18 protein-coding genes are annotated in these 23,481 nt (G+C 72.7%); 8 read left to right on the forward strand and 10 right to left on the reverse strand.

Features of this window, described 5'->3' with window-relative positions; all coding sequences use genetic code 11:
- The first annotated feature begins 82 nt into the window (after window positions 1–82).
- Window positions 83–637, forward strand: coding sequence for a winged helix-turn-helix domain-containing protein (locus AB5J54_RS11745; RefSeq protein WP_369143864.1), 555 nt, complete (start codon window positions 83–85; stop codon window positions 635–637).
- Here the strand turns inward: AB5J54_RS11745 and AB5J54_RS11750 are convergent, their stop codons facing one another.
- Complete coding sequence (locus AB5J54_RS11750) at window positions 638–2,089, reverse strand: PepSY-associated TM helix domain-containing protein (protein ID WP_369143865.1); 1,452 nt, start codon at window positions 2,087–2,089, stop codon at window positions 638–640.
- A gap of 54 nt (window positions 2,090–2,143) precedes the next feature.
- Entirely contained in the window at window positions 2,144–2,761 is a 618-nt protein-coding gene (locus tag AB5J54_RS11755) for a hypothetical protein (protein WP_369143866.1), read from the reverse strand.
- Window positions 2,762–2,983: 222 nt separating this feature from the next.
- On the opposite strand from AB5J54_RS11755, the gene AB5J54_RS11760 reads away from it, so the two are divergent.
- The 5 genes from AB5J54_RS11760 (at window position 2,984) to AB5J54_RS11780 (ending at window position 9,277) form a co-directional block, all read left to right on the forward strand.
- Complete coding sequence (locus AB5J54_RS11760; protein WP_369143867.1) at window positions 2,984–3,988, forward strand: NAD-dependent epimerase/dehydratase family protein; 1,005 nt, start codon at window positions 2,984–2,986, stop codon at window positions 3,986–3,988.
- Window positions 3,989–4,307: 319 nt separating this feature from the next.
- The gene (locus AB5J54_RS11765) at window positions 4,308–5,108 is read left to right on the forward strand and encodes a tyrosine-protein phosphatase (RefSeq protein WP_369143868.1); all 801 of its coding nucleotides are present in this window, start codon (window positions 4,308–4,310) and stop codon (window positions 5,106–5,108) included.
- 53 nt (window positions 5,109–5,161) lie between these two features.
- Window positions 5,162–7,246 carry a hypothetical protein gene (locus tag AB5J54_RS11770; protein WP_369143869.1) on the forward strand — a complete coding sequence of 695 codons (2,085 nt, stop codon included), beginning with the start codon at window positions 5,162–5,164 and terminating at the stop codon, window positions 7,244–7,246.
- A gap of 94 nt (window positions 7,247–7,340) precedes the next feature.
- Entirely contained in the window at window positions 7,341–8,225 is an 885-nt protein-coding gene (locus tag AB5J54_RS11775; protein ID WP_369143870.1) for a metal-dependent hydrolase, read from the forward strand.
- Window positions 8,225–9,277 (forward strand): 2Fe-2S iron-sulfur cluster-binding protein, encoded by a 1,053-nt coding sequence (locus AB5J54_RS11780; protein ID WP_369143871.1) that lies wholly within the window; start codon window positions 8,225–8,227, stop codon window positions 9,275–9,277. Before AB5J54_RS11775 ends, AB5J54_RS11780 begins: the two co-directional genes overlap by 1 nt.
- Window positions 9,278–9,280: 3 nt before the next feature.
- Here AB5J54_RS11780 and AB5J54_RS11785 read toward each other — a convergent pair whose 3' ends face one another.
- Window positions 9,281–9,739, reverse strand: coding sequence for a hypothetical protein (locus tag AB5J54_RS11785; protein ID WP_369143872.1), 459 nt, complete (start codon window positions 9,737–9,739; stop codon window positions 9,281–9,283).
- A gap of 37 nt (window positions 9,740–9,776) precedes the next feature.
- On the opposite strand from AB5J54_RS11785, the gene AB5J54_RS11790 reads away from it, so the two are divergent.
- Window positions 9,777–10,490, forward strand: a complete 714-nt coding sequence (locus AB5J54_RS11790; RefSeq protein WP_369143873.1) for a TetR/AcrR family transcriptional regulator — start codon at window positions 9,777–9,779, stop codon at window positions 10,488–10,490.
- Here the strand turns inward: AB5J54_RS11790 and AB5J54_RS11795 are convergent.
- Window positions 10,475–10,807: a 5-carboxymethyl-2-hydroxymuconate Delta-isomerase gene (locus tag AB5J54_RS11795; RefSeq protein WP_369143874.1), complete on the reverse strand. Its 333-nt coding sequence runs from the start codon at window positions 10,805–10,807 to the stop codon at window positions 10,475–10,477. The two genes, AB5J54_RS11790 and AB5J54_RS11795, sit on opposite strands and share 16 nt — an antisense overlap.
- 51 nt (window positions 10,808–10,858) lie before the next feature.
- Here AB5J54_RS11795 and AB5J54_RS11800 point away from each other — a divergent pair, with 51 nt between their 5' ends.
- Complete coding sequence (locus AB5J54_RS11800) at window positions 10,859–11,371, forward strand: GNAT family N-acetyltransferase (protein ID WP_369143875.1); 513 nt, start codon at window positions 10,859–10,861, stop codon at window positions 11,369–11,371.
- Between the two features lie 281 nt (window positions 11,372–11,652).
- Here AB5J54_RS11800 and pulA read toward each other — a convergent pair whose 3' ends face one another.
- The 6 genes from pulA to AB5J54_RS11830 form a co-directional block, all read right to left on the reverse strand.
- Window positions 11,653–16,944 (reverse strand): pullulanase-type alpha-1,6-glucosidase, encoded by a 5,292-nt coding sequence (gene pulA, locus AB5J54_RS11805; RefSeq protein WP_369143876.1) that lies wholly within the window; start codon window positions 16,942–16,944, stop codon window positions 11,653–11,655.
- A gap of 69 nt (window positions 16,945–17,013) precedes the next feature.
- Window positions 17,014–18,699: a carbohydrate-binding module family 20 domain-containing protein gene (locus tag AB5J54_RS11810; RefSeq protein WP_369143877.1), complete on the reverse strand. Its 1,686-nt coding sequence runs from the start codon at window positions 18,697–18,699 to the stop codon at window positions 17,014–17,016.
- A 122-nt stretch (window positions 18,700–18,821) separates the two neighbouring features.
- Window positions 18,822–19,901, reverse strand: coding sequence for a LacI family DNA-binding transcriptional regulator (locus tag AB5J54_RS11815; protein ID WP_369143878.1), 1,080 nt, complete (start codon window positions 19,899–19,901; stop codon window positions 18,822–18,824).
- Complete coding sequence (locus AB5J54_RS11820) at window positions 19,889–21,556, reverse strand: glycoside hydrolase family 13 protein (protein WP_369143879.1); 1,668 nt, start codon at window positions 21,554–21,556, stop codon at window positions 19,889–19,891. Before AB5J54_RS11820 ends, AB5J54_RS11815 begins: the two co-directional genes overlap by 13 nt.
- Before the next feature lie 45 nt (window positions 21,557–21,601).
- Window positions 21,602–22,441 carry a sugar ABC transporter permease gene (locus tag AB5J54_RS11825; protein WP_369149296.1) on the reverse strand — a complete coding sequence of 280 codons (840 nt, stop codon included), beginning with the start codon at window positions 22,439–22,441 and terminating at the stop codon, window positions 21,602–21,604.
- Window positions 22,442–22,467: 26 nt separating this feature from the next.
- On the reverse strand, window positions 22,468–23,481 hold the full coding sequence (locus AB5J54_RS11830; RefSeq protein ID WP_369143880.1) for a carbohydrate ABC transporter permease: 1,014 nt from the start codon (window positions 23,479–23,481) through the stop codon (window positions 22,468–22,470).

The following is a 23,481-nucleotide window of genomic DNA, read 5'->3' on the forward strand; positions in this document are numbered from 1 at the left end:
GTTCCGATCCCGGCCTTCGGCCGCACGCGCACGACGTACGAGACCTCTCCGTCCGTTCCCCGCGCGAAAGAGCTGAGCTGCCATGGCCCACACCCAGACCGCTTCCCTCACGGCCGTCCGTCCCGGCCGGCACCGACTGCGTGCCGTCGATCCGAACGAGGTCGTCGACTTCTCCCAGGTGGCGGACTTCCTGCCGCCCGGCGCCACCCTGCTGCCCGCGCCGCAGCACGCGCTGCCGACGCTGCCGGGGCGCCCGCCGATGGTCGGGTACCTCGTCCTCGTCCCGGCCGACCAGCAGCCGCACCTGCCCGCGGCCCCCGTCCCCGCGCCGGCGGCGCCCGTCGCGGCGGAGGAGCAGGGGCCGGTGACCATCGACGGCGTCCAGCGGATCGCTCTCGTCGACGGCGAGGCGCTCGACCTGACATACCTCGAATTCGAGCTGCTCGCCCACCTGGTGGCACACCCCCACCGGGTGCACACCCGCGACCAGTTGGTCACGACGGTGTGGGGGTACGGGCACGTGGGCGACGGCCGGACGGTCGACGTGCACGTGGCCCGGCTGCGCCGCAAGCTGGGCGCCGAGCACCGCCACACGATCCAGACCGTGCGGCGGGTCGGCTACAAGTACACCCCCTGATCAGGCGGTTGTACGGGGCCTCACTCGGGCGACCAGCGCCAGGGTGAGGTCCACCCCGAGGAACAGCAGCAGGCTCAGGCCGAGCAGCGGGACGAACCAGCCGACGAGCGCCGTCGCCGCCGCGAGCGGCAGGAGCAGCGTCACCGGGACCCTCCGCCAGGTGCCGCGCGCCACCGGGCGGCCGGGGCGGCGCAGCCACCACATGCGGTAGCCCCAGAGGATCAGCAGGATGAGGGCGAGCGCGAGGGCCGCGAGCGCCAGCTGGTTGAACAGGCCGAGGAACACGCCCGTGTGCGCGTCGATCCCGATCCGGGTCAGCTTCGCGAGCAGCGGATAGTCGCTGAAGCGCAGCCGGTCGAGGACCGTGCCGTCCGCCGGGTCCAGCGCCACCGAGTCCAGCTGGACCGGGAACTGCGTGTCGGTCTCCTTGACCACGTACCCCTTGCCCTCGGCGGGCAGCACGACCGAGATCCTGGGGCTGTCGATGCCGGCCGCGCGGGCCGCCGCCAGTGCTCTGTCGAGGCCTATGTCCGTGCCCTTCGGGGCCGTACCGCCGTGGTGGGCGCCGCCGTGGCCCTCGTGCTCCGAGGACGGCGCCGCTCCCGCCGACAGCGTGGGCGTCGCGCCGCCGAGACCGTCCTGCACGGTGCCGATGTTCTCGCCCGCGTACCGCGACCACGTCAGGCCGGTCGCGGAGAGCAGGACCAGGCCGACCGCCGCCCACAGGCCGACCGAGCCGTGCCAGGAGAGCGTGCGGCGACGGGACTTCGGGCCCCGCTCCGGCAGGACGAGGGCGCGGCGGTTCTTCCGGCGCCGGCCGACCCAGAGCAGCACGCCGCCGAGCGCGATCACCCACAGCCAGCTCGCGGCGAGTTCGCTGTAGTTGCGGCCGAGTTCACCGAGGTGCAGATCGGCGTGGAGGCCGTCGATCCAGGTGCGCAGCGGGAGGGCGCCGGAGCCGCCGTAGCTGGGCAGCTGTCCGCGTACGTCACCGGTGTACGGGTCGACGAAGACGGCGAGCGAGGTGCCCTCGGGGACGTCGGGGTCGGCCATCAGGACCCGGGTGGTCGCGCCGGGTTCGGCGCCGGGCCAGACGGCGGTGACGGTGCCGTTCGGGTTGACCTTGCGGGCGATGTCCACCTGCCGGGAGAGCGGCAGGGTGGTGTCGCCGACGGGGACCTCCAGCTCGTGCGCGTACACGACCTTCTCCGCCTGGAAGGAGAGCGCGTAGAGCAGCCCGCTGACGGCGGCCACGAGGAGGAACGGAGCGACGAGGACGCCCGCGTAGAAGTGGAGGCGCAGGACGAGGGGGCGCAGGGCGCTCCAGGTGCCGGGGCGGGAGGGGGCGGGTGAGGGTGGCGCTTCGGATGCGGAGGATTCCGGAGAATCGGCAGATTTCGGGGTTTTCGGGCTCTCCGGAGATTCCGGGCGTGCGAGATCGTCGATCGTCATGATGACTGACTGTCCTTGGAGTCGGTATGTCGACAGGGGGAAGCGACCCCCGGGTCAGACGTGTGCTCCGAGGGCCGTGGCGCGGGGTGTGGACAGCCGGGGCGGGCCGCGCCGGGACAGGGTGTGCGCGAGGACGACGGTGTGCGGGCGGCGGGCGTTCCGCCGCGCCCGGCGGACCGGGCGGCGCGGGGACTCCTGGACGGGGACGAGGGCGGCGCGGAGCAGGCGGAGCGGCGTGAAGGCGCACGCGAGGGCGGCGCGGGCGAGCGTGAAGAACGCGGCCTCGCCGTGGGCGAGCCAGAGGCCGCAGAGGAGGGCGGCGAGGAGGTGGACGGCGAGCATGCCGGCGCCGGAGCCGGAGGTCATGGGGGTGGTGGCCATGGTCATGGCGTCCATGGGGTCCATGTCCATGGCCTCCATGCCCGGCATGGCCTGCATGTTCTCCATGCCGGGCACGGTGTGCAGGTCGTCCGTCCCCGGCATGGCGTGACGCATCCCCTGCGCGTGCCGACCCGTCGTCGAGAACAGCAGGTGGAGCGCGCCCTGGAGGAGCAGCAGGGCCCCCGCGATCGTGGGCGCACCCCGGCGTCGTCCGGCCGCGGCCCAGGCGACCGCCGCCGTCGCGGCGAAGGCGCCGAGCAGCAGGGTCGCCGGGAGCTGGTGCGCAGACATGGACGAATGCCCCACGGCGGCCAGAGTCACGCATACGACCGCGAAGAGTGCGGCTCGCAGGGCGCGCAGGGGCGACCGGGCATCCGTCATCGCCGCCATGGTGTCATCCCGGCCACATGGCCGACAGACCGCCTCTCGCCGCCCGTTCGTTCCTCCCCTGGCGGAATCCTCCGGGAGCGGAAACTCCTGGCCCTCGCCGTCCCCGCCGGGCAGGCTCGGGCCATGAAACTGCTGATGCTCGGAGGTACGGAGTTCGTCGGCCGCGCGATCGTCGAGGCCGCGCTCGAACGGGGCTGGGAGGTGACGGTCTTCCACCGGGGCCGCCATGCCGCTCCGGCGGGAGCCGCGTCGCTGATCGGGGACCGCACCGCCCCCGGCGGTCTCGCCGCCCTCGCCACCGGTTCCTGGGACGCCGTCGTGGACACCTGGTCGGCCGCGCCGTCGGCGGTCCGGGACGCGGCCCGGCTGCTCGCGGACCGGGTCGGGCGGTTCGCGTACGTGTCGAGCCGTTCCGTGTACGCCTGGCCGCCCGCCGCCGGGCTCGCGGAGGACGGGCCGCTGGTGGAGGGCTCCCCGGACGACGGGGACGTGCCGTACGCGGAGGCCAAGCGGGGCGGCGAGCTCGCCGTCGGGGAGGCCTTCGGGGCCGACCGGACGCTGCTCGTGCGGGCGGGCCTGATCCTCGGGCCGTACGAGAACGTGGGCCGGCTCCCGTGGTGGCTGGCCCGGATCGCGCGCGGCGGGCCGGTCCTGGCGCCCGGGCCGCGCACGATGCCGGTCCAGTACATCGACGTCCGCGACCTCGCCGCCTGGACGCTCGACGCGGTGGCGGCGGGGCTCTCGGGGCCGTACAACCTGGTCTCGCCGTCCGGGCACACCACGATGGGCGGGCTGCTCGACGCGTGCGTGCGGGCGACCGGGGCGGGGGCCGGGGCCGAACTGCGCTGGACGGAGCCGGAGGCGCTCCTCGCGGCGGGGGCGGCGCCGTGGACGGAGCTGCCGGTGTGGCTGCCGCCGGGCGAGATGTACGACGCGATGCACACGGCGGACGTGTCCCGGGCACTCGCGGCGGGGCTGCGCTGCCGCCCGGTGGAGGAGACGGTCGCGGACACGTGGGCGTGGCTGGAGTCCCTGGGCGGGGTCGCACCCCAACGCCCGGACCGCCAGGGCGCCGGCCTGACGCCGGAGCGGGAGGCGGAGGTGCTGGAGGCGCTGGCGAAGGGGTGAGTCACGGGCCCCTCCCCGTTGTGGGCAGGCGTTCCGCAAGGGGCGGAACGGGTGGGCACAACGGGACGGCGCCCTTGCCGGCGCCAGAGGCTCCCGCGCCTGAACCCGCACCACCTGCTCGGTGCACGCGGTGCGGGTCCAGGCTCGGAACGCGGAGGCGCCGCTGGGCGCGCCGTCCCGTGTGCCCACCCGTCCCGCCCCAGCGGGACGATTGCCCACACGGAGGTGGCGGTGGGTGCCGCCCGCGCGGGCGAACCTGCCCGAATCGGGGCGATCCACTACCGTCGAGGAACCCGCACGCATCGGAGGAGTCGACGTCATGCCCGCCATCCCCGCCACCTCCGTCGCCAACCTCCGCGATCTCGGCGGTCTGCCGCTCGGTGACGGGCGTTCCGTCCGGCACGGTCTCGTCCTCCGTTCCGCGCAGCTCGACCGGCTCGACCCCGCCGAGGCCGTCGTGGCCGGTCTGGGCATCCGTACCGTCGTCGACTTCCGGACCGAGACCGAGCGGGGCGACCGGCCCGACCGGCTTCCCGCCGGCGCCCGGCTGCTCGTCGCGGACGTGCTCGCCGACTACCTGGCGGGCAGCGGACTGCCGCCCGCCGCCCGCCTCAAGTCCCTCCTCTCCGACCCCGCGCTCGCCGAGGAGCACCTCGGCGGGGGCCGGGTCCGGGCGGCCTTCGCCCGGACGTACCGCACCTTCGTCTCCGGCGACTCCGCCCGCGCCTCCTACCGCGCCCTGCTCGGCGAGCTGGGCACCCCCGGCGCGGGGCCGCTGCTCTTCCACTGCTCGGCGGGCAAGGACCGCACCGGCTGGGCGGCGACGGTCGTCCTGTCGCTGCTCGGCGCGGACGAGGAGACGGTGCGGGCGGAGTACCTGTCGGTCAACCCGGCGGTACGGCTGGCGTTCGCGCCGATGATCGAGGGGTTCACGGCCCAGGGCGGCGACCCCGAGCTCGCGCTCGAACTGATCGGGGTGCTGCCGGAGTACCTGGACGCGGCGCTCGACGAGGTGTCGGTCCGGCACGGGTCGATGGAGAAGTACGTACGGGAGGGGCTCGGCGTCCCGGACGAGGTGACGGACCTGATCCGCGAGCGGCTGACGGTCTCGGCGGCCTGAGCGCCCGAGGGGCGCCGGGGTGACCATCGGAAGAATCGCTCGTTCTGCTGAACGTGAGCACCCAGGATCTCGTTCCCTCGCCCGTGGGCCCCGTCGACGTCGAGCAGGCCGAGGCCGCGCTCGTCGAGCGGTATCCGCGGCTCGTCCGCATCGCCTATCTCGTCCTGCCGCCGTCGTTCGGCCGCAACCGCCGGGTGCTGACCGCGCACGCCCTCGTCCAGCGGTCGCTGCCGCGCCGCCGGGTCCCGGGGCCTGACGTGCCCGGGCCGCGGCGGGCGGAGGACGCGGTGGATCCCGGCTACGCGTACGTGCGGGGCGAGGTGCTGCGGCAGGCGCTGGTCGCGGGGCTGCCGCTCCGGCGGCTCGCGCTGCCGCACCGGGCGCAGTTCCCGCCGCTGCTTCCGCACGTGTGGGGGCTGCGCCTCTTCCCCCGGGTGGGCGGCGCCGACGAACTGGCCCTGGACCAGCAGCTGTCCCGTCTCTCCGGCGCGGGCCGCGCGGCGTACGTCCTCCGCGGCCTGGAACGCCAGGGCGACCCGGAGGTCCTGCGGGTCCTGGCGGCGGCGGGCGTCGAGGACCCGGCGGCGGCCCTGGCGGAGGCGGACGCACTGGAGGACCCGGCGCCGGCGGGGCCCGCGATCCCCGCCGACGGCACGGAGCCCCAGCAGGACGGCCCCGCCAGGGTCGGTGAGCAGGGCGGCCCGGGGAGGACCGGGGCCCGCGATCAGGACGGCCACGGCGGTTCCGCGGCCGTCGCGCCCGGAGGCCCCGCCCTCCCCCGGCGTCTCAGCGGGGCCGCTCTGCTCGAGTCCGACGAGTTCGATCCGTGTGCCCTGCAGGCGCGGCCCACCGATCTCATGCGCCGGCGCCAGCACGCCCGGGCCGCGTTCGTCGCCCTCGTCGCGCTCGTCGTCTGCGGGACCCTGCTCGGGCTGCCCGGGGACGGCTGGGGCAGAAACGGTGCTGCTGCGCCCTCGTACGCCCGTAATCCCGCCGCCGAGGCCGCCCTCGACCCCGCTGCGGTGAAGAAGGCGGATCCGGCGGCCTGGCCGGCGGCCACCCGGCAGGACTTCTCCGTGTGGCCCGCGCGCGGCGGACTGACCGGCGACAGCGCGCTGCTGCGGCGGGCGCTCGCCGTGTGGGCCCGGCCCGGTGGGTCCGTACAGTCCTCCGCCACGCCCGGCACTCCCGTCGGGCCTCCCATGGGGCCGCCGCAGCTGCTGTTCGCCGGGCGGGTCGACGCCATGCGCGTCGTGCTGTTCCACGACGGGCTGCGGGCCGTCCGGTACGCCGAGCCCGTCGAGGGGACGGCGGGCGCCGCCCTCGACTTCGCGCGCACGGACGCGGCCGACACCGTCGGCGCGGCCGCGCTCGTCGTCTCCCGCGCCTCGGGCAACGTCCGTTACCTGATGGCCCCTTGGGTACGGGAGACCGCCGTACGGGATCTCCTCGCCCCCGCCAAGGGTCCTCGGCCGCTCGGGCGGGATGCCGACGGGGTGACCGATCCCCTGCCCACTCCCGCGCCGGCCGGCGCGTGCACCCGCTGGAACGCCCTCCAGGTACGGGACCGCGAAGGGCTGCGCCTCCTCACCGACCTCGGTGAGGAGGCGCCCGCCCGGCTGCTGTGGGGGCCGCCCTCCGCGGCCTCGGACGCGACGGGGACGGAGGCCCGGAAGGCCTGGGCCCGGACCGCGTGCCAGCTGACGGCCGTACGGGCGCACGGCGTGCGGTCGGTGAACGCCTGGCGGTTCGCCCGTCAGCCGCTGCCCGAGGGCGCCGGGCAGGCCACCTGGGTGTGCACGCGCGCGGAGACCTGGCGGGGTACCGGCAGCCGGGTCCTCGCCCAGTTCCTCGTCCCCTCGCCCGAGGTCCCGGCCGCGCTCGCGGCCCGCTCCGAGGGCTCGCCGGCCTGCGGGGTGCGGGATCCCCGGGTGCTCGCGGGCGTGCTGTGGAAGGCGCCGGGCGGCGCCTGGTTCGTCCTGGCGGCGGGCAGCCCGGACTTCACGTCCCTGGAGACCTCCGGTGGGGTGAAGGGGCGTTCGGACGGTCCGCTGCTCACGGTACGGGCGGAGGCGGGGGCGCGGGCCGACCTGGACGGCACCCTGCCGGACGGGACACGGAGGGCCGCCCTCCGCTGACGGGCGGCCGGCTGGCGGGGCGGCTGGCCGGGCGGCTCAAAAAGACCCCGCACAAGCCTGTTGCCACCGCCCTACCCCTCAGTACATTGACGTCATGTCTAATACGCAGCCTGCACCGGTGGCGTCGGAGCACGTCGAGCTCAAGGCCCGCAAGGTCTCCTTCGACTGGGAAGAGACACCGCTCCACTGGGTACCGGGCGACCCCTTCACCACGCACACCATCAACGTGCTGCACCTGCTGCTCCCGGCCGGCGAACGCTGGTTCGTCCACGTCTACAAGCAGGCGCTGCCGTACATCACCGACGACCGGCTGCGCGAGGACGTCATCGGCTTCATCGGCCAGGAGGCCATCCACTCCCAGGCCCACGACGACGTCCTCCCCCACCTGCGGAAGCTGGGCCTCGACCCCACCCCGTACACCGCCCAGGTCGACTGGTTCTTCGAGAAGCTCCTCGGGGACCGGACCCTGCCGCCCGGCCGTCCCCGCCGCTGGTGGCTCATGGAGCGGGTCGCGCTGATCGCCGCCATCGAGCACTACACCGCCTTCCTCGGCGACTGGGTCCTCAACGCCGACGCGCTCGACCGGGTCGGCGCCGACCCGACCATGCTGGACCTGCTGCGCTGGCACGGCGCCGAGGAGGTCGAGCACCGCGCGGTCGCCTTCGAGCTCTTCATGCACCTCGACGGCGGCTACCGGCGCCGCGCCCGCACCTGGGCGCTCGCCTTCTCCGCGCTCGTGTTCCTCTGGCAGCGCGGGATCCGCTTCTTCATGGAGAACGATCCGAGCCTGCTCGACCCGAAGGCCTCCTTCTCCGACTTCGTCCGCAAGGGACGGCAGGGCCTGCTGCCCTCCACCCCCGCCATGCTCCGCTCCATACCCCGCTACCTCAGCCACGCCTACCACCCCTCCCAGGAGGGGAACACCGCGCAGGCCATGGCCTACCTGGCCTCCTCCCCCGGCGCCAACGGAGGCCACTGATGCCCCGGTTCACCACCGTCGCCCTCGTCGCCGGGGCCGCGCTGCTCGTCCGCCGCGCCGTCCGCAGCCGCATGTCCACGGCGCCGCTCTGGCCGATGCCCGCCCTCGACACCCCCGTCTCCGGGTACGGCCGGGGCAGCACCGTCCCCCGCAAGGTCCTCGTCACCGGCCGTGCCACGCCCGCCGAGGGCGTCGTCGAGCTGCGCCTGGAGGGTGACGGGCTGCCCGCCTGGCAGCCGGGCGCCCACGTCGACCTCGTCCTGCCCTCCGGGCTGGTCCGGCAGTACTCGCTCTGCGGGGATCCGGCCGCCGCCGACACGTACACCGTCGCCACCCGTCTCATCGAGGACGGGCGCGGGGGCTCGCGCGAAGTGCACGAGCGGCTCCACGAGGGCGCGGAGATCGAGATCCGCGGGCCCCGCAACCGGTTCCCGCTCGTCGACGCCCCCGCGTACGTCTTCGTCGCCGGCGGCATCGGCATCACCCCGGTCCTGCCCATGGTGCGCGCCGCCGAGACGGCCGGGGCGGACTGGCGGCTCGTGTACTGCGGGCGGAGCCGGGCCACCATGCCCTATCTGGACGAGATCGAGCGGCTGGGCGGCGGCGACCGCGTTACCGTCGTCGCCGAGGACGAATCCGGCTTCCCCGAGCTGGAGTTCCTCGCGCACGTGCCCGCCGAGACGCTCGTGTACTGCTGCGGGCCCGACGGCCTGATGGACGCCGTGAGCGCGGCCATGCCCGAGGGCCGGGCGCCGCGCCTGGAGCGCTTCACCTCCGCCGCGGCCACCGGCACCGCCTTCGAGGTCGAACTGCGCCGTTCCGGGCGGACGTTGACGGTGGCGGCCGACCAGTCGCTCCTGTCGGCGGTCCGCGAGGAGCTGCCGGGCATCATGTACTCCTGCCGGCAGGGGTTCTGCGGAACCTGCCAACAGCGGGTCCTGGAGGGCGAGATCGACCACCGGGACGAACTGCTCACCGACGACGAGCGGGAGGACTCGATGCTGATCTGCGTCTCGCGGTGCGCGGGGAAGCGGCTCGTCCTCGACCTCTAGCGGTCACGGCAGGACGAGCCAGTCCAGGGCCAGTGCGGTGAGGAGGCCGCCGACCAGGAGCCAGGTGCCGAGTCGCGTGCGGCCGTTGCGGGAGAGCTCGATCACGATCCCGCAGAGGATCATGGCGAGTCCGTACACGCCGACGACCAGGACGGACGTGCGGCTCGCGAGCCGGACGACCAGCACCACGGCCAGGGCGACCAGGAGCACGGACGCGGCGGCGACGCGGAGCCGCCGCGCCTGCTTCGGGGTGAGCCCGCCGGCCGACGTCCCGGACTCCGAGGACTCCGAGGACTCGGCAGGCTCCGAGGACGCCGAGGGCTCCTCCGTCTCGGACTCCGCGGACTCCTCTTCGCCTTCCGGGGCAAGGGAGTCGGGGGTTTCCTCGGCCTCTTCGGCCTCCCGGGGCTCTTCGGTCTCCGGGGCCTCGGCCGTCGGTGTGTCCTGGTCGGAAGCGCTCATGGGGCAGGAGCGTAACGGACGCGGTTAGGCTGTTCGTATGACGACCGGGGTGCGCCGCAGGATGGGCGTCGAGGAGCGCAAGCAGCAGTTGATCGGGGTGGCCCTCGAACTCTTCGGCCACCGCTCTCCCGACGAGGTCTCCATCGACGAGATCGCCGCGGCCGCGGGCATCTCGCGGCCGCTGGTCTACCACTACTTCCCCGGCAAGCAGAGCCTCTACGAGGCGGCGCTGCGGCGCGCGGCGGACGAGCTGGCCGCCCGGTTCGTGGAGCCGCCGCGGGGGCCGCTCGGGGCCCGGCTGCTACGGGTCATGGGCCGGTTCTTCGACTTCGTCGACGAGCACGGGCCCGGCTTCGCGGCGCTGATGCGCGGCGGTCCCGCCGTGGGCTCGTCCACGACGAACGCGATGATCGACGAGGTCCGGCAGGCCGCGTACGAGCAGATCCTGGCCCATCTGGACGTCGAGAAGCCCTCCGCCCGGCTCGAACTCGTCGTCCGTTCCTGGGTGTCGCTCGCCGAGTCGACGGCGCTGCTCTGGCTGGACGGCCGCCGGGTCCCGCGCGCGGAGCTGGAGCTCCAGCTCGTGCACGACTTCGCGGCGCTGGCCGCGGTGAGCGCCGCGTACGACCCGGGCATGGCGGAGATCCTCGTCCGGATCCTCTCGGACGAGCCGGCCGACGGGCCCTTCGGGGAGCTCGTGGCCAGGCTCTCGGCGCTCGCGCCCGGCGTGCCCGGTCAGCCCTTGCGGTAGGACCCGTCGAGGTCGTGGACCTCGACGGAGAGGTGGACGCCCTCCTTCGCCTTGAGGTAGGCGGGCAGCAGGGCGAGGACGGCCTCCGAGAGGCGGGCCTTGGCCTGCTCCGTACGGCCGGCCAGCAGGGCGATGTCGACGTGCACGATGTGGTCGTCGGCCGCTCCGTCGCCGACGACCAGCTCCTCGACCTCCCGGAACCGGGTCTTGCACGCGTCGAGCGTGGCGTCGACCGTCTCCACGACGATCGGGTGCAGGGCGAGGGCGAAGCCGCGCCGGTCGAGGGGCGCGGAGTAGTCGACGGTGATCTGCGGCATGGGTCACTCCTGGTGAAACGGATGTCTGGCCACACCTTTACGGTGATCGCCATGACGACACAAGTGACCTTCCGGCAGGCGGACGACCGCGATCTCGACCTTCTGGTGGGGTTGTTCGACGGGGTGGCGCACTGGATGGTGCGCAGCGGGATCGACCAGTGGAAGCCGGGGGCCCGCGGCCGCGAGCACTTCCGCGCGCGGATCGCCGAGGGCGAGGTCTGGATCGCCGAGCGGGCGGGGCGGCCCGTGGGGGCGTACGAGCTGTGGTGGGAGGACCGGGACGTCTGGGGGGCGCAGCCTCCGGTGGCCGGGTACGTACACCGGCTGATGACCGACCGGGAGACGGCGCCCGCCGGGGCGGGGCGGGTGCTGCTCGCGCACGCGGAGGAGCGGATCTCGGCGTCGGGGCGGGGGCTCGCTCGGCTGGACTGCGAGGTGGGGAACGCGGTGCTGGGGGCGTACTACGAGGGGGCGGGGTACGCGGGCGTCGGGCCGGATCTGGAGAAGGTGGGGGCGGACGGGCGGCGGTACGCGGTGCGGCTGATGGAGAAGACGCTGGCCTGAGGTGCCGGGTGCCCTGGCTCACCGCCCGTGTGGCCCCGCGCCCGGCGGGGCGGTGCCACACGCCCGTGTGGGCAATCGTCCCGCAGGGCGGGACGGGTGGGCACACGGGACGGCGCCCTGTCGCGGCGCCTCCGCGTTCCGCGCCCTGACCCGCACCCCGATGCACTGCGCACGGGGTGCGGGTCCGGGCTCGGGAGCCTCTGGCGCCGGCAAGGGCGCCGTCCGTTGTGCCCACCCGTTCCGCCCCTTGCGGAACGCCTGCCCACAACGGCGGGGCGCGGTCAGTTCGTCTTGAAGATCGCCACCGTCCTCGCCGGGACCGTGAAGGTGCCCGAGGTCCGGTCGTACGTGGACGACTTCACCACCTGGTCCGCGCCGGCGGCCTGGGTCGGGTGGAGGGCGTAGCCCTTGCCCGCCAGGTCGGCGACCTTCTGGGACGTGCTCGACGGCGTCGCGTTGAGGACGATCACCAGGTCGCCCAGGCGCATCGTGATCACGCCCGGGGTCTCGTCGCGGCCGGAGAGCGGGAAGGACAGGGCTTCCTGGACCCGGCCCGTCGTGGCCAGGGAGAACACCGGCTCGGTGGTGCGGATCTTCTGGAGGTCCCGGTACGCGGCGGAGGCGCCGTCGATCTGGGCGCAGCCGACCGTGAGGGCCGGGTTCACCAGGAGCGGCTTGCCGTAGGACCACTTGGCCTTGTTGTCGGCGGCCGGCGGCAGGCCCCGGCCGAAGCCGTTGCCGTCGCGGCAGTCCCAGTGGATCGCGTTGAACCAGTCGCCGCTGTCGAAGGAGTTGCGGTCCAGCGACTTCGAACGGAGCAGGTCGCTGCCCGCCTGGGAGAGCGCCGGGCCCTGCGAGAGGGTGGCCGTGGCCATGGCGAGGACCTGCATCCGGGCGCGGTCGGCGGCCGACGTCGACGGCGGGAGCTTGAAGGCGAGCGCGTCGTACAGGGACTCGTTGTCGTGGGCGTCGGCGTAGGCGAGGGCGTCGCCGGGGGCGGCGGCGTATCCGGCGGGGGCGCCGTTGTAGTCGACCTGGCTGCCCTTGACCGTACGGCCCGAGGTGTCGGTGAAGGTGTAGTCGGCGAGGTTGCCGGTCAGGCCGACCTTGATGAGGTCCTGGTAGTGCAGGAGGCGGGCCTTCTGCTCGGCCGGGCCGCCGTTGGCCGTCGACGTGTTCGGGTCGGTGTAGAGGCCGCTCGCGAAGCCCTGGACGCCGGGGTCCTCGTCGAAGGGGCCGCCGCCGCGGACGGCGTCGCGGGCCCGGTCGGAGAAGGTCGCGATGCCGGTGCCGGCCATGTTCTTCTGGGTGGCCTGGACGAAGCGGGCGTCGTCGGCGATCTCGCCGAAGTTCCAGCCCTCGCCGTAGAGCACGATCGACTTTCCGTCGACGCCGTCCTTCGCCGGCGTCAGTGCGTCCAGGGCGTGGCGTACCGCCAGGATGTTGGCCTTCGGGTGGTGGCCCATGAGGTCGAAGCGGAAGCCGTCCACCTTGTACTGCTTGGCCCAGGTGACGACCGAGTCGACGACGAGCTTGCCCATCATGGCGTTCTCGGGCGCGGTGTTGGCGCAGCAGGTGGAGGTGGCGACGGAGCCGTCGGCCTGGAGGCGCTGGTAGTAGCCGGGCACGATCTTGTCGAGGACGGACTTGTCGGACTGTCCGGCGGCGACGGTGTGGTTGTAGACGACGTCCATGACGGTGCGCAGTCCGTCGCCGTTGAGGGCCTGGACCATCTGCCGGAACTCGACCGTGCGGCGGGTGCCGTTCGGGTCGGTGGAGTAGGAGCCCTCGGGGACGGTGTAGTGCAGGGGGTCGTAGCCCCAGTTGTAGGCGTCCTTCGCGGCGGCCGCGGCGACGCAGGCCTGCTGCTCCTCGGAGTCGGGGGCGTAGACCTTCAGGTCGCAGGCGGGGGTGGTCTGCGCGGACTTCTTCTCGGGGATGGTGCCGATGTCGAAGGCGGGGAGGAGGTGGACGTAGGAGGTGCCGGAGGCGGCGAGCTCGCGCAGGTGCTGCGAGCCCTTGCTGTTCTTGTCGGTGAAGGCGAGGTAGGTGCCGCGGTGGTCCGCCTCGGCCGAGCCGTCCGCGATCGAGAAGTCCCGGATGTGGAGCTCCTGGATCTGGGCGTCCCGCAGTGGCACGGCGGCGGGCTTCTTCAGCTCCTTCCAGCCCTTGGGTGCCAGGGCCGGGTCGGTGAGGTCGACGGCGAGGCTGCGGGCGGAGTCGGTGGTGAGGGCGGTGGAGTAGGGGTCGGTGACCCGGTTCTCGACGACCTTCTGGACGCTGGGCGCCCAGACCTTCACGACGTACCGGTACGGCTTGCCCGCCCAGGTGCGGGGGCCGGTGACCGACCAGACGCCGGAGCCGGCGTCGCGCCGCATGGGCACGGTCTTCCCGTCGAGTTCGAGGGAGACGGACCGGGCGGTGGGGGCCCAGAGGGAGAGGGTGGGGCGGCCGTTCCGGAAGACCGGGCCGAGGTCGGCCCGTGTGGCCTTCGCCGCGTACAGGTCGTCGAGGATTCCGGCGGTCTGGACGCCGGTGGCGGCGAGCAGGGCGCCGTTGGCGGCGCGCTGGGTGGCGATCAGCTGGCCGCGCAGGGAGTCCCGTACCCGGTCGGCGTCACGCGGGTCGACGGTGAAGGCCGGGTACGCGGCGAGGTGCGGGAACTTCGCCTTCTGGGCGTCGCTCAACGCGGACGGGGTGAGGCGGAGCCAGCGGCCCTCGTCGCTCAGGGCCCCGTCGGTGACGGTGATCCCGCCGTCCTCGGCGTACACCAGCTGCTGGCTGGTGGCGTCGGTGGTCTTCACCTTCCAGACGACGGTGTTCCGGTCGATCCACTGGGCCTCGGCCTTGCCGAGGTCGAGGTTCGGGGCGCCGCCGGTGGTGGGCAGGAGGTACTTGGGCTGGCCGGAGAGGAGCCAGACCTCGTGGCCGTAGGTGCCGAGGTCGAGGGACTGGTCGGTGGGCAGGTCCTTCTCGTCGCCCTTGTGGAGGATGTACGAGAGGGAGCTCGCGCCCTCGGTGAGCGGGACCTCGTAGACCGCGCCGTACGCGTCGACGCGGACCGGCATGAGGGGCCGGGACCAGTCGGTGGGCTGGGCGGCGCCGGTCCAGGTGTGGAGGCCCCAGCCGTCGTAGTCGCCGTCGGCCCGCTTGTAGTGGATGACGGCCTTCGTCCTGTCCGGGGTCACCGGTGCCGGGTCGGTGTCGGACTGGCCGTCGGCGCCCTGCGTGATCCAGACCTCGCCGGTGCGGCCGAGGTTGATGCTGCGCTGCGGGCCGTCGGGGGTCCCGTCCTTCTCGACGGCGTACGTGACGGTGGAGGCGCCTTCGGGGACCTTGACCCAGGCGAAGGCGCCGTGGGCGTCGCGTCCGGTGAAGGCGGCTTCCTGGCCGGCGGCCTTCAGGGTCCAGCCGTCGTAGTTCCCGTCCTCGCGCGTGTAGTGGACGACGGCGTAGGCCCGCTCGACGGCGACCGGCTTCTCGGGGGCCGGGGGTGCGCCGGCCGTGGTGGCGGCGAGGGTGCTCGCGGTGCGGCCCGCGGCGTCGACGACGACGGCCTTGTAGCGCAGGGCGGTGCCGGCGGGGGCGGTGATGTGCTGGGTGACCTTGTAGGGGGCGTGGTCGGCGGTGCCGAGGGTCTGCCAGCGGCCGTCGCCGACCTGGGCGGCGAAGACGACGCGGTTGAGCTGTCCGCCGGTGACGTCGGCGGAGAGCTCGACGGTGCCGGTGGAGCCGGCGGCCGGGGCCTTCAGGGAGACGGTGGGCGCGGTGGCCGGGGCCGGGAGCGGCGTGTCGGCCCTGAGGACCAGGGAGGAGAGGGCCGGGACGGTGACGGTCACCTTGCCGTGGGAGGCCGCGACGGCGCCCTGACCCCCGTACAGGGCGCGGAAGGCGGTGGAGTCGACGGGGACGGTGACGGTCTTCGGCGTGGTGGCGCTGTTCGTGGCGACCAGGTACTCGGTGCGCGTCTTCACGTCGGTACGGGTGAAGGCGTAGACGGAGCCCTCGGCGTACCGTTCCTGCTGGACGCCGTCGCGGAGGGCCGGGTGGTTCTTCGTCAGGCGGGACAGCTCGGCGATCGACCTGTAGACGGGGTGGCCGGTGTCGTACGCGTCGGAGGCGTGCGTCCGGTCGGTGCCGAGCTGGTCGTCGTCGAGGTAGTCGGCGGCCTTCGAGGCGAAGAGGGTCTGGCGGGCGTCCTTGTCGCCGCCGGGGCCGGTGAAGCCCTGCTCGTCGCCGTAGTAGACCACCGGGTTGCCGCGGGACAGGAGCATCAGCTCGTTGGCGAGCCGGTCGCGGCGGACGAGCTCCTCGTCGGAGGCGTCGGGGTTGTCCTGCTTGAGGAAGGTGCCGATGCGGCCCATGTCGTGGTTGCCGAGGAAGGTCACCTGCTCGTAGGCGTTGGCCTTGTCGGTGGTGTACCGGTAGTCCTCGGCGAAGACCTTGGCGAGGCGGTCGGCTCCGGCGCCCTGGGAGGCGAAGGCGCGGGCGGCGTCCTGGAAGGGGAAGTCGAGGGTGGCGTCGAGCCGGCCCCGGGTGACGTACGGGGAGGTGACGGCGGTGTCGGCGGAGTAGACCTCGCCGAACATGAAGAAGTCCGCGCGGCCCTGCGTCTTCGCGTACGCGTCGAGGGCGGTGGCCCACTGGGTCCAGAAGTCCAGGTCCACGTGCTTGACGGTGTCGATGCGGAAGCCGTCGATGTCGAAGTCGCGGACCCACGTCTCGTAGATCTTCTTCATGCCCTCGACGACCTCGGGACGCTCGGTCCACAGGTCGTCGAGGCCGACGAAGTCGCCGTACTCGGCGGACTCCCCGGCCCAGGTGGAGTCGCCCCGGTTGTGGTACATCGTCGGGTCGTCGAGCCAGGACGGGACCTTCCCGCCGGTCGTCGTCGGCGTGTAGGGGAACGCGTCGGCGTCCACCTTCGCCGGGAGGCCCGACCGGTCGTCGAAGGGGCGGCCCGAGGCGTCGAGGTACGGGTAGGCGCCCTTGGGGCGGTAGCCGTACTTCTTCTCCGCGTAGTCGACGGTGTCGGCGGTGTGGTTGGTGATGACGTCGAAGAAGACCTTCATGCCCTTGGCGTGGGCGGCGGCGATCAGCTTCTCCAGGTCCTCGTTGGTCCCGAAGTGCGGGTCGACCTGGGTGAAGTCGGTGATCCAGTAGCCGTGGTAGCCGGCGGAGGCGTCCTTGCCGGTGCCCTGCACGGGCCGGTTCTTGAAGATCGGCGCCATCCAGATGGCGGTGGTGCCGAGGCCCTTGATGTAGTCGAGCCGCTCGGTGAGGCCCTTGAGGTCGCCGCCCTGGTAGAAGCCCTTGTCGCTCGGGTCGAAGCCGGTCTGCGTGCGGCTGCCGGTGAGGCCGCCGCGGTCGTTCGCGGTGTCGCCGTTGGCGAAGCGGTCGGGCAGGACGAAGTAGAACTGCTCGCGGGTGAGGTCCTGGCGGGCGGGCTGGGCGGCGAGGGCCTTGTCGGAGGGCGGTGCCGGCGGCCGGGGTGCCGCCGTCGCGGGGACGGCCGGCACGAGGGCGGCGCACAGGGCGGCGGCCAGCGCGACCGCCGTTCTCTTGCGTATCACGGGGGTGCTCCCTGGAGGTACGGGAAGAGAGGGCCGTCCGGTGGGGCGGCCCTGGCGTGAGGGGGAGGCTCAGTTGCGGAAGGTGTCGTTCAGGACGATCTGGCCCGAGGCGGGGACGGTCGCGGTGCGGTTGGCGCCGGACTCCCAGGTCACGTTCCCGGCCGCGTCCTTGCGGAGGTACTTGTACTCGAAGGCGGTTCCGGCGGGCAGGTTGACCGTCAGCTTCCAGACGGGGTACGAGGCCGGGTCGAGCTTGAGGGCGGAGGCGGGGGCCCAGTTGCCGAGCTCGGTGCGGTTGCCGGTGACGTAGATGTTCTGGCCGGTGACCGTGGTGGCGTTGACGTTGAAGGAGGCTCCGGCGGTGACCGGCTGGGTGCCGCAGCTCATGGCCCCGGTGTGCAGGGCGAGGGCGGTGTTCGCGGCGAGGCTGGCCGTGAACTGGCCCGAGGAGTTCACCGTGACGGCGGTGTCGGACTGCACGTCGCAGTAGGTGCCGGCGGCGAGGGAGGTCTGGAAGGTGCGGGTCAGGGCCGAGGACTCGTGGTTGATCGCCACGTACGCCTTGGAGCCGCGGCCGAACGCGATCGCGTTGCCGCCGTTGTCCCACCAGTTCGTGACGGCCTGCCCGCGGGCGGTGTTGCGGAGGGCCACCATGGAGGAGATCTCGCGCCAGGCGTGCTGGCACTTCCATCCGCCGCTGTAACAGGCGTTCACCTGGCCGTTGTTGGGCGGTCCGGCGTCCTTGTCGGTCCACTCGTAGCCGGAGTGGACGTCCGGGGAGCCGTAGGGCCAGGCGAGCATGAAGACGGAGGCGAGGGTGTAGTTCGCGCCGTCCTTGTAGTTCAGGGTGTCGCCGCCGCGCTCGGTGTCGTGGTTGTCGACGAAGACGCCGGACTGGGCGGAGGGCATGTAGCCCCAGGCCTCGCCGAAGTTCTTGAGGTAGGCGAGCTTCTCGTTCTGCAGGACCCGCTTGAGGTCGCGGGCGTAGCGGAACTCCTGGACGTCGCCGTTGCCGAGGTACTCGCTCGGGGAGACCGCCTCGCCGGCGCCGTAGATGGCCTCCTGCTTCCAGAAGACGTTCGGGTTCGTCAGGCGCGACTTGATGTTCGCGAGGTCGGCGGCCGGCATGTGCTTGGCGGCGTCGATGCGGAAGCCGTCGACGCCCAGGGAGGCCAGGTCGTTGAGGTAGCCGGCTATCTTCCCGCGGACGTAGTCCTCGCCCGTGTCGAGGTCGGGGAGTTGGACCAGTTCGCAGTTCTGGACGTTCGCGCGGTCCTGGTAGTTGGAGATCGCGGACCGGCAGTCGTCCATGTCGGCGCCCGAGTAGAGGCCGGGGTAGTCGTACTTGGAGAACGGGGTCCCGCCCGTTCCCGTGCCCGACCCGTTCGCCATGTGGTTGACGACGGAGTCGGCGACGACCTTGACGCCCGCCGCGTGGCAGGTGTCGATCATGTTCTTGAAGGCGGTGCGGTCGCCGAGACGTCCGGCGATCTTGTAGCTGACCGGCTGGTACGAGGTCCACCACTGGCCGCCCTGGAGGTGTTCCTGGGGCGGCGAGACCTGGACGTATCCGTATCCGGCGGGGCCGATGCGGTCGGTGCACTCCCGGGCGACGGAGGCGAAGTTCCATTCGAACATCACCGCGGTGACGTCCTTCTCGCCGGGCGGGGCGGCCTGCGCCGGGGCGTTGCCCGTGACGGCCACAGCGGCTCCCGCCACGAGGGCGAGTGCAGCGGCCACGGTCTTCCTGGCCATGTTTCCTCCTGCTGACTTCACTGTCGCAAGAAGTTGCCGAAAGGTTCAGCAACTGTTTTCAGCCGTGACCGTACGAGTGCCCCGGCGCCCGGTCAACCCTCCGGGCGCCCCGACGCAACTTGTTACGAAAGGACTTGCGGGAGCCGGCCGGGCGGCTGCGCGGTGGAGCCGCGCACCACCAGCTCGGGCTGGAAGACGAACTCCGTGCGCTGCACCGGGTTCCCCTCGATCTCCTCCAGGAGCGCGCCGACGGCCGCCGTCGCCATGGCCTGCACGGGCTGGCGCACGGTGGAGAGCGGCGGGCTGGTGAAGGCGATGAGCGGGGAGTCGTCGAAGCCGACGACGGAGACGTCGCCGGGCACGTCGAGGCCACGGGCACGGACGGCGCGGATCACGCCGAGCGCCATCAGGTCGGAGCCGCAGACGATGCCCGTACAGCCCTCGCGGAGCAGGATGTCGGCGGCCGCGTGGCCGCCCTCGACGCCGAAGAGCGTGGGCCTGATGAACCGTTCGGCCTCGGTGCGGTCGACGCCGAGGAGCTCGTACAGCTCGGCGGTGAAGCCCTCGGCCTTGCGGCGCGAGGGCACGTACCGGGTGGGGCCGATGGCGAGGCCGATCCGCTCGTGGCCCAGCTCGACCAGGTGCCGGACGGCCATCCGGGCCGCGGCCCGGTCGTCCGGGGAGACGAAGTTGGCGTCGATGTGCTCGTTGTAGCCGTTGATGAGGACGTACGGGACGCCGCGCTCGGTCAGCCGGGCGTAGCGCGCGGGGTCGGCGGTGGCGTCGGCGTGCAGCCCGGAGAGGAAGACGATGCCGGCCACGCCGCGCTCCACGAGCTGGTCGACGAGCTCGTCCTCGGTGGCGCCGCCGGGCATCTGAGTGCAGAGCACCGGGGTGTAGCCGTGCCCGGCGAGGACCTGTTCGACGACCTGCGCGAAGGCCGGGAAGATCGGGTTGGTCAGCTCGGGCACGACGAGCCCGACGAGGCCCGCGCTGCGGCGTCTGAGCCGTACGGGACGCTCGTAGCCGAGCACGTCGAGGGCCGCGAGCACCTTGTGCCGGGTCGCGCCGGCCACCCCCGCCTTGCCGTTGAGGACACGGCTGACGGTGGCCTCGCTGACCCCGGACTGGGCCGCGATGTCCGCGAGCCGCGGGGCGCCGTTCCCGGCGCCCCGCGGCAGGGGGATCGTCACACCGCCCACCAGACGGTGGTGTCGGCGGGCACTTCGGCCTCGTCGTCGACGGTGCGGACTTCCTCGTTGGAGAGGAGATACCGGCCGGGCAGCGGGACGGTGATGGCCCGGCCGGTGGTGTTGGCGGTGCAGACGAAGCCGTCGCGGCGGAAGGAGAGCACACCCTCGGGTGCCTCCAGCCACTCGACGGCGTCGCCCGCACCGAGTTCGGGGCGCTCACGCCGGACGGCGAGCGCGCTGCGGTAGAGCTCCAGGGTGGAGCCGGGGTCGCCGGTCTGCGCCTCGACGCTCAGGGCGCCCCAGGTCGCGGGCTGCGGCAGCCAGGAGCCGCCGTCGCCGAAGCCGTACGAGGAGCCCTCGGCCGTCCACGGGATCGGCACCCGGCAGCCGTCGCGGAAGCCGTCCTGGCCGCTGGCCCGCCAGAACGACGGGTCCTGGCGGACCTCGTCGGGCAGGTCGGTGACGTCGGGCAGGCCGAGCTCCTCGCCCTGGTAGACGTACGCGGAGCCGGGCAGGGCCAGCATGAGGAGGGTCGCGGCGCGGGCGCGGCGCAGGCCGAGCTCGCGGTCGCCGGCCTCGCGGAGCTGGGTGCCGAGGCCCGCCGGGTTGGCGAAGCGGGTGGCGTGCCGGGTGACGTCGTGGTTGGACAGCACCCAGGTGGTGGGGGCGCCGACCGGGCGCATGGCGTCGAGGGAGGCGTCGATGACCGTGCGGAGCTCGGTGGCGTCCCAGTGGGTGCCCAGGTACTGGAAGTTGAAGGCCTGGTGCATCTCGTCGGGGCGCACGTAGTTCGCGGTGCGGTCGACGGTCGGGGTCCAGGCCTCGGCGACGAGGATGCGCTCCCCGTCGTACTCGGCGAGGATCTGCCGCCAGCTGCGGTAGATCTCGTGGACGCCGTCCTGGTCGAAGAAGGGCATGACGTCGTTGCCGAGCAGCTTCAGCTGGTCGTGGGCGCCGATGTCGGGCAGGCCCGCGGCCTTGACGAGGCCGTGGGCGACGTCGACGCGGAAGCCGTCGACGCCCATGTCGAGCCAGAAGCGCAGGATGGAGCGGAACTCGTCGCGTACGGCGGGGTGTTCCCAGTTGAAGTCGGGCTGCTCCGGGGCGAAGAGGTGGAGGTACCAGTCGCCGGGGGTGCCGTCCGGGTTCTCCGTACGGGTCCAGGCGGGGCCGCCGAAGATGGACTCCCAGTCGTTGGGCGGGAGTTCGCCGTTCTCGCCCTGGCCGGGGCGGAAGTGGTAGCGCTCGCGGAGCACCGAGCCGGGGCCCTCGCGCAGGGCGCGCTGGAACCACTCGTGCTGGTCGGAGGAGTGGTTGGGGACCAGGTCGACGATGATGCGCAGGCCCAGTTCGTGGGCCTCGCGGATCACGGCGTCGGCGTCGAGCAGCGAGCCGAACATGGGGTCGATGGCCCGGTAGTCGGCGACGTCGTAGCCGGCGTCGGCCTGCGGCGAGGCGTAGAACGGGGAGAGCCAGACGGCGTCGACGCCGAGGTCCTTGAGGTACGGCAGCCGGCTGCGGATGCCCTCCAGGTCGCCCATGCCGTCGCCGTTTCCGTCGGCGAAGGAGCGCGGGTAGACCTGGTAGATCACGGCGTCTCTCCACCAGCCCGTGTGCGTGCCGGTGGTGTGGGCGTCGGCCGGGGTGGCGAGATGCTGGGTCATGTCTTCCCTGGGAGGTAAGGGGCGTACAGGTGGGGCGTTCAACCGTCAGCCCTTGACGGCACCGGCGGACATGCCGGTGACCAGGTGACGCTGGGCGAAGAGGAACACCAGGGCGGCGGGGACGGCGATGAGCACGGAGGCCGCGGCCATCGGGCCCCACTGGGCGCCGTACTGGTTGACGAACTTCTGGAGTCCGCCGGCGAGCGTGAGGTTCTCGTCGCCGACCATGAAGGCGGAGGCGTAGGCGACCTCGCCCCAGGCGGTGATGAAGGAGTAGAAGGCGGTGACGGCGATGCCCGGCTTGGCGAGCGGCAGGATGAGCCGCCAGAAGGTGCCGAAGGGGGTGAGGCCGTCGACGTAGCCGGACTCGTCGATCTCGCGCGGGATGGTGTCGAAGAAGCCCTTCATCATCCAGGCGCAGAACGGGACGGCGATGGTCAGGTACGTGATGACCAGGCCGGCCGGCTGGTTGAGCAGGCCCATCGACGCCATGATGTTGTAGATCGGCACGATCAGGACGGCGACCGGGAACATCTGGGTGACGAGCAGCGTCCACATCAGGCCGCGCTTGCCGGGGAACCGGAAGCGGCTGACGGCGTAGCCCGTGGTGGCGGAGATGAAGACGCCGACGACGGTGGTGAGTCCCGCGACGAGCAGCGAGTTGCCGAACCAGGTGAGGAACGGGGTGTCGTTCAGCAGGTTCGTGTAGTTCTCGAAGGTCGTCTCTTTGAAGAAGTCCGTGGTCGTCGCGTACGCCGCCGGCTTCAGCGAGGTCAGCAGCACCCACAGGACGGGGAAGACGGCGATCACGGACGCCACGATCAGGGTGGCGTGCAGGCCGACCGAGGCGAGCGGCGAACGGCGGCCGCGGACCGGGGCGTTCATCGCCGGGGGCGTGGGGGTCGTGGTGGTCACCAGACTTCTCCCTGCTTGCGGAGCACGCGCTGGTAGAACGCGGCGAAGACCATCAGGAGGACCAGGATGAGCACGCCCCACGTGGACGACTGGGCGAAGTCGCGCGGGCTGACCTCGAAGGAGAACTTGTAGGCCTGGGTGACGAGGATCTGGGTGGCCTCGCCGGGCCCGCCCCGGGTGAGCAGGAAGATCACCGGGAACATGTTGAAGGTCCAGATCGTGCTCAGCAGGATCACGGTGGTGCTGACGGACCGCAGCCCCGGCATGGTGATGTGCCGGAAGCGCTGCCAGGGGTTGGCGCCGTCCATCTCGGCGGCCTCGTACAGCTCGCCGGGGATGGACTGGAGTCCGCCGAGGAGGGCGACCATCATGAACGGCACGCCGAGCCAGACGTTGGTCGCGATGACCGAGAGCTTGGCCCACGTGGGGTCGTTGAGCCACGGGACGGCGTCGATGCCGCCGCCCGCGAGGATCTTGTTGAGGATGCCGCGGCGCTCGTCGTACAGGAAGCGCCAGGCGAAGACGGAGACGAAGCCGGGAACGGCCCAGGGCAGGATGAGCAGCATCCGGTAGACGGAGCGGCCGGCGATCCTGCGGTTGAGGATGTTGGCGAGGCCGAGGCCGAGGGCGAAGGTCAGGGCCACGCAGGACACGGTCCAGACGATCGTCCAGCCGAGGGTGCCGAGGAACTGGCTCCCCGTGATCGCGTCGGTGTAGTTGTCCAGGCCCACGAACTCGTAGCTGGCCGGGATCTCGTTGACGCCGATCGACCGTGCGACGTTCCGCTCGTTGGCGTCGGTGAACGACAGGTAGATGCCGCGGACCAGCGGATAGCCGATGATCACGCCGATCACGATCACCACGGGGGCGACCATGGCCCAGGCGTACCAGTGGGTGGAGAGGGAGCGCTTCGCCGCGCGGCGCGGTGTACCAGTTCCGCGGCTCCGGCCGCGGGCGACGTGGTCGCCCGCGGCCTTCGCCACCGACTGGCTGGGACTGTCCACAGCCAT

This window comes from Streptomyces sp. R44 (assembly GCF_041053105.1).
Classification (GTDB): Bacteria; Actinomycetota; Actinomycetes; order Streptomycetales; family Streptomycetaceae; genus Streptomyces.

Excerpts from the sequence above, each read along its gene's own strand:
- AB5J54_RS11745 (WP_369143864.1), top strand. The coding sequence starts at position 83 with ATGGCCCACACCCAGACCGCTTCCCTCACGGCCGTCCGTCCCGGCCGG.
- AB5J54_RS11750 (WP_369143865.1), bottom strand. The coding sequence starts at position 2,089 with ATGACGATCGACGATCTCGCACGCCCGGAATCTCCGGAGAGCCCGAAA.
- AB5J54_RS11755 (WP_369143866.1), bottom strand. The coding sequence starts at position 2,761 with ATGTCTGCGCACCAGCTCCCGGCGACCCTGCTGCTCGGCGCCTTCGCC.
- AB5J54_RS11760 (WP_369143867.1), top strand. The coding sequence starts at position 2,984 with ATGAAACTGCTGATGCTCGGAGGTACGGAGTTCGTCGGCCGCGCGATC.
- AB5J54_RS11765 (WP_369143868.1), top strand. The coding sequence starts at position 4,308 with ATGCCCGCCATCCCCGCCACCTCCGTCGCCAACCTCCGCGATCTCGGC.
- AB5J54_RS11775 (WP_369143870.1), top strand. The coding sequence starts at position 7,341 with ATGTCTAATACGCAGCCTGCACCGGTGGCGTCGGAGCACGTCGAGCTC.
- AB5J54_RS11780 (WP_369143871.1), top strand. The coding sequence starts at position 8,225 with ATGCCCCGGTTCACCACCGTCGCCCTCGTCGCCGGGGCCGCGCTGCTC.
- AB5J54_RS11785 (WP_369143872.1), bottom strand. The coding sequence starts at position 9,739 with ATGAGCGCTTCCGACCAGGACACACCGACGGCCGAGGCCCCGGAGACC.
- AB5J54_RS11790 (WP_369143873.1), top strand. The coding sequence starts at position 9,777 with ATGACGACCGGGGTGCGCCGCAGGATGGGCGTCGAGGAGCGCAAGCAG.
- AB5J54_RS11795 (WP_369143874.1), bottom strand. The coding sequence starts at position 10,807 with ATGCCGCAGATCACCGTCGACTACTCCGCGCCCCTCGACCGGCGCGGC.
- AB5J54_RS11800 (WP_369143875.1), top strand. The coding sequence starts at position 10,859 with ATGACGACACAAGTGACCTTCCGGCAGGCGGACGACCGCGATCTCGAC.
- AB5J54_RS11810 (WP_369143877.1), bottom strand. The coding sequence starts at position 18,699 with ATGGCCAGGAAGACCGTGGCCGCTGCACTCGCCCTCGTGGCGGGAGCC.
- AB5J54_RS11820 (WP_369143879.1), bottom strand. The coding sequence starts at position 21,556 with ATGACCCAGCATCTCGCCACCCCGGCCGACGCCCACACCACCGGCACG.
- AB5J54_RS11825 (WP_369149296.1), bottom strand. The coding sequence starts at position 22,441 with ATGAACGCCCCGGTCCGCGGCCGCCGTTCGCCGCTCGCCTCGGTCGGC.
- AB5J54_RS11830 (WP_369143880.1), bottom strand. The coding sequence starts at position 23,481 with ATGGCTGTGGACAGTCCCAGCCAGTCGGTGGCGAAGGCCGCGGGCGAC.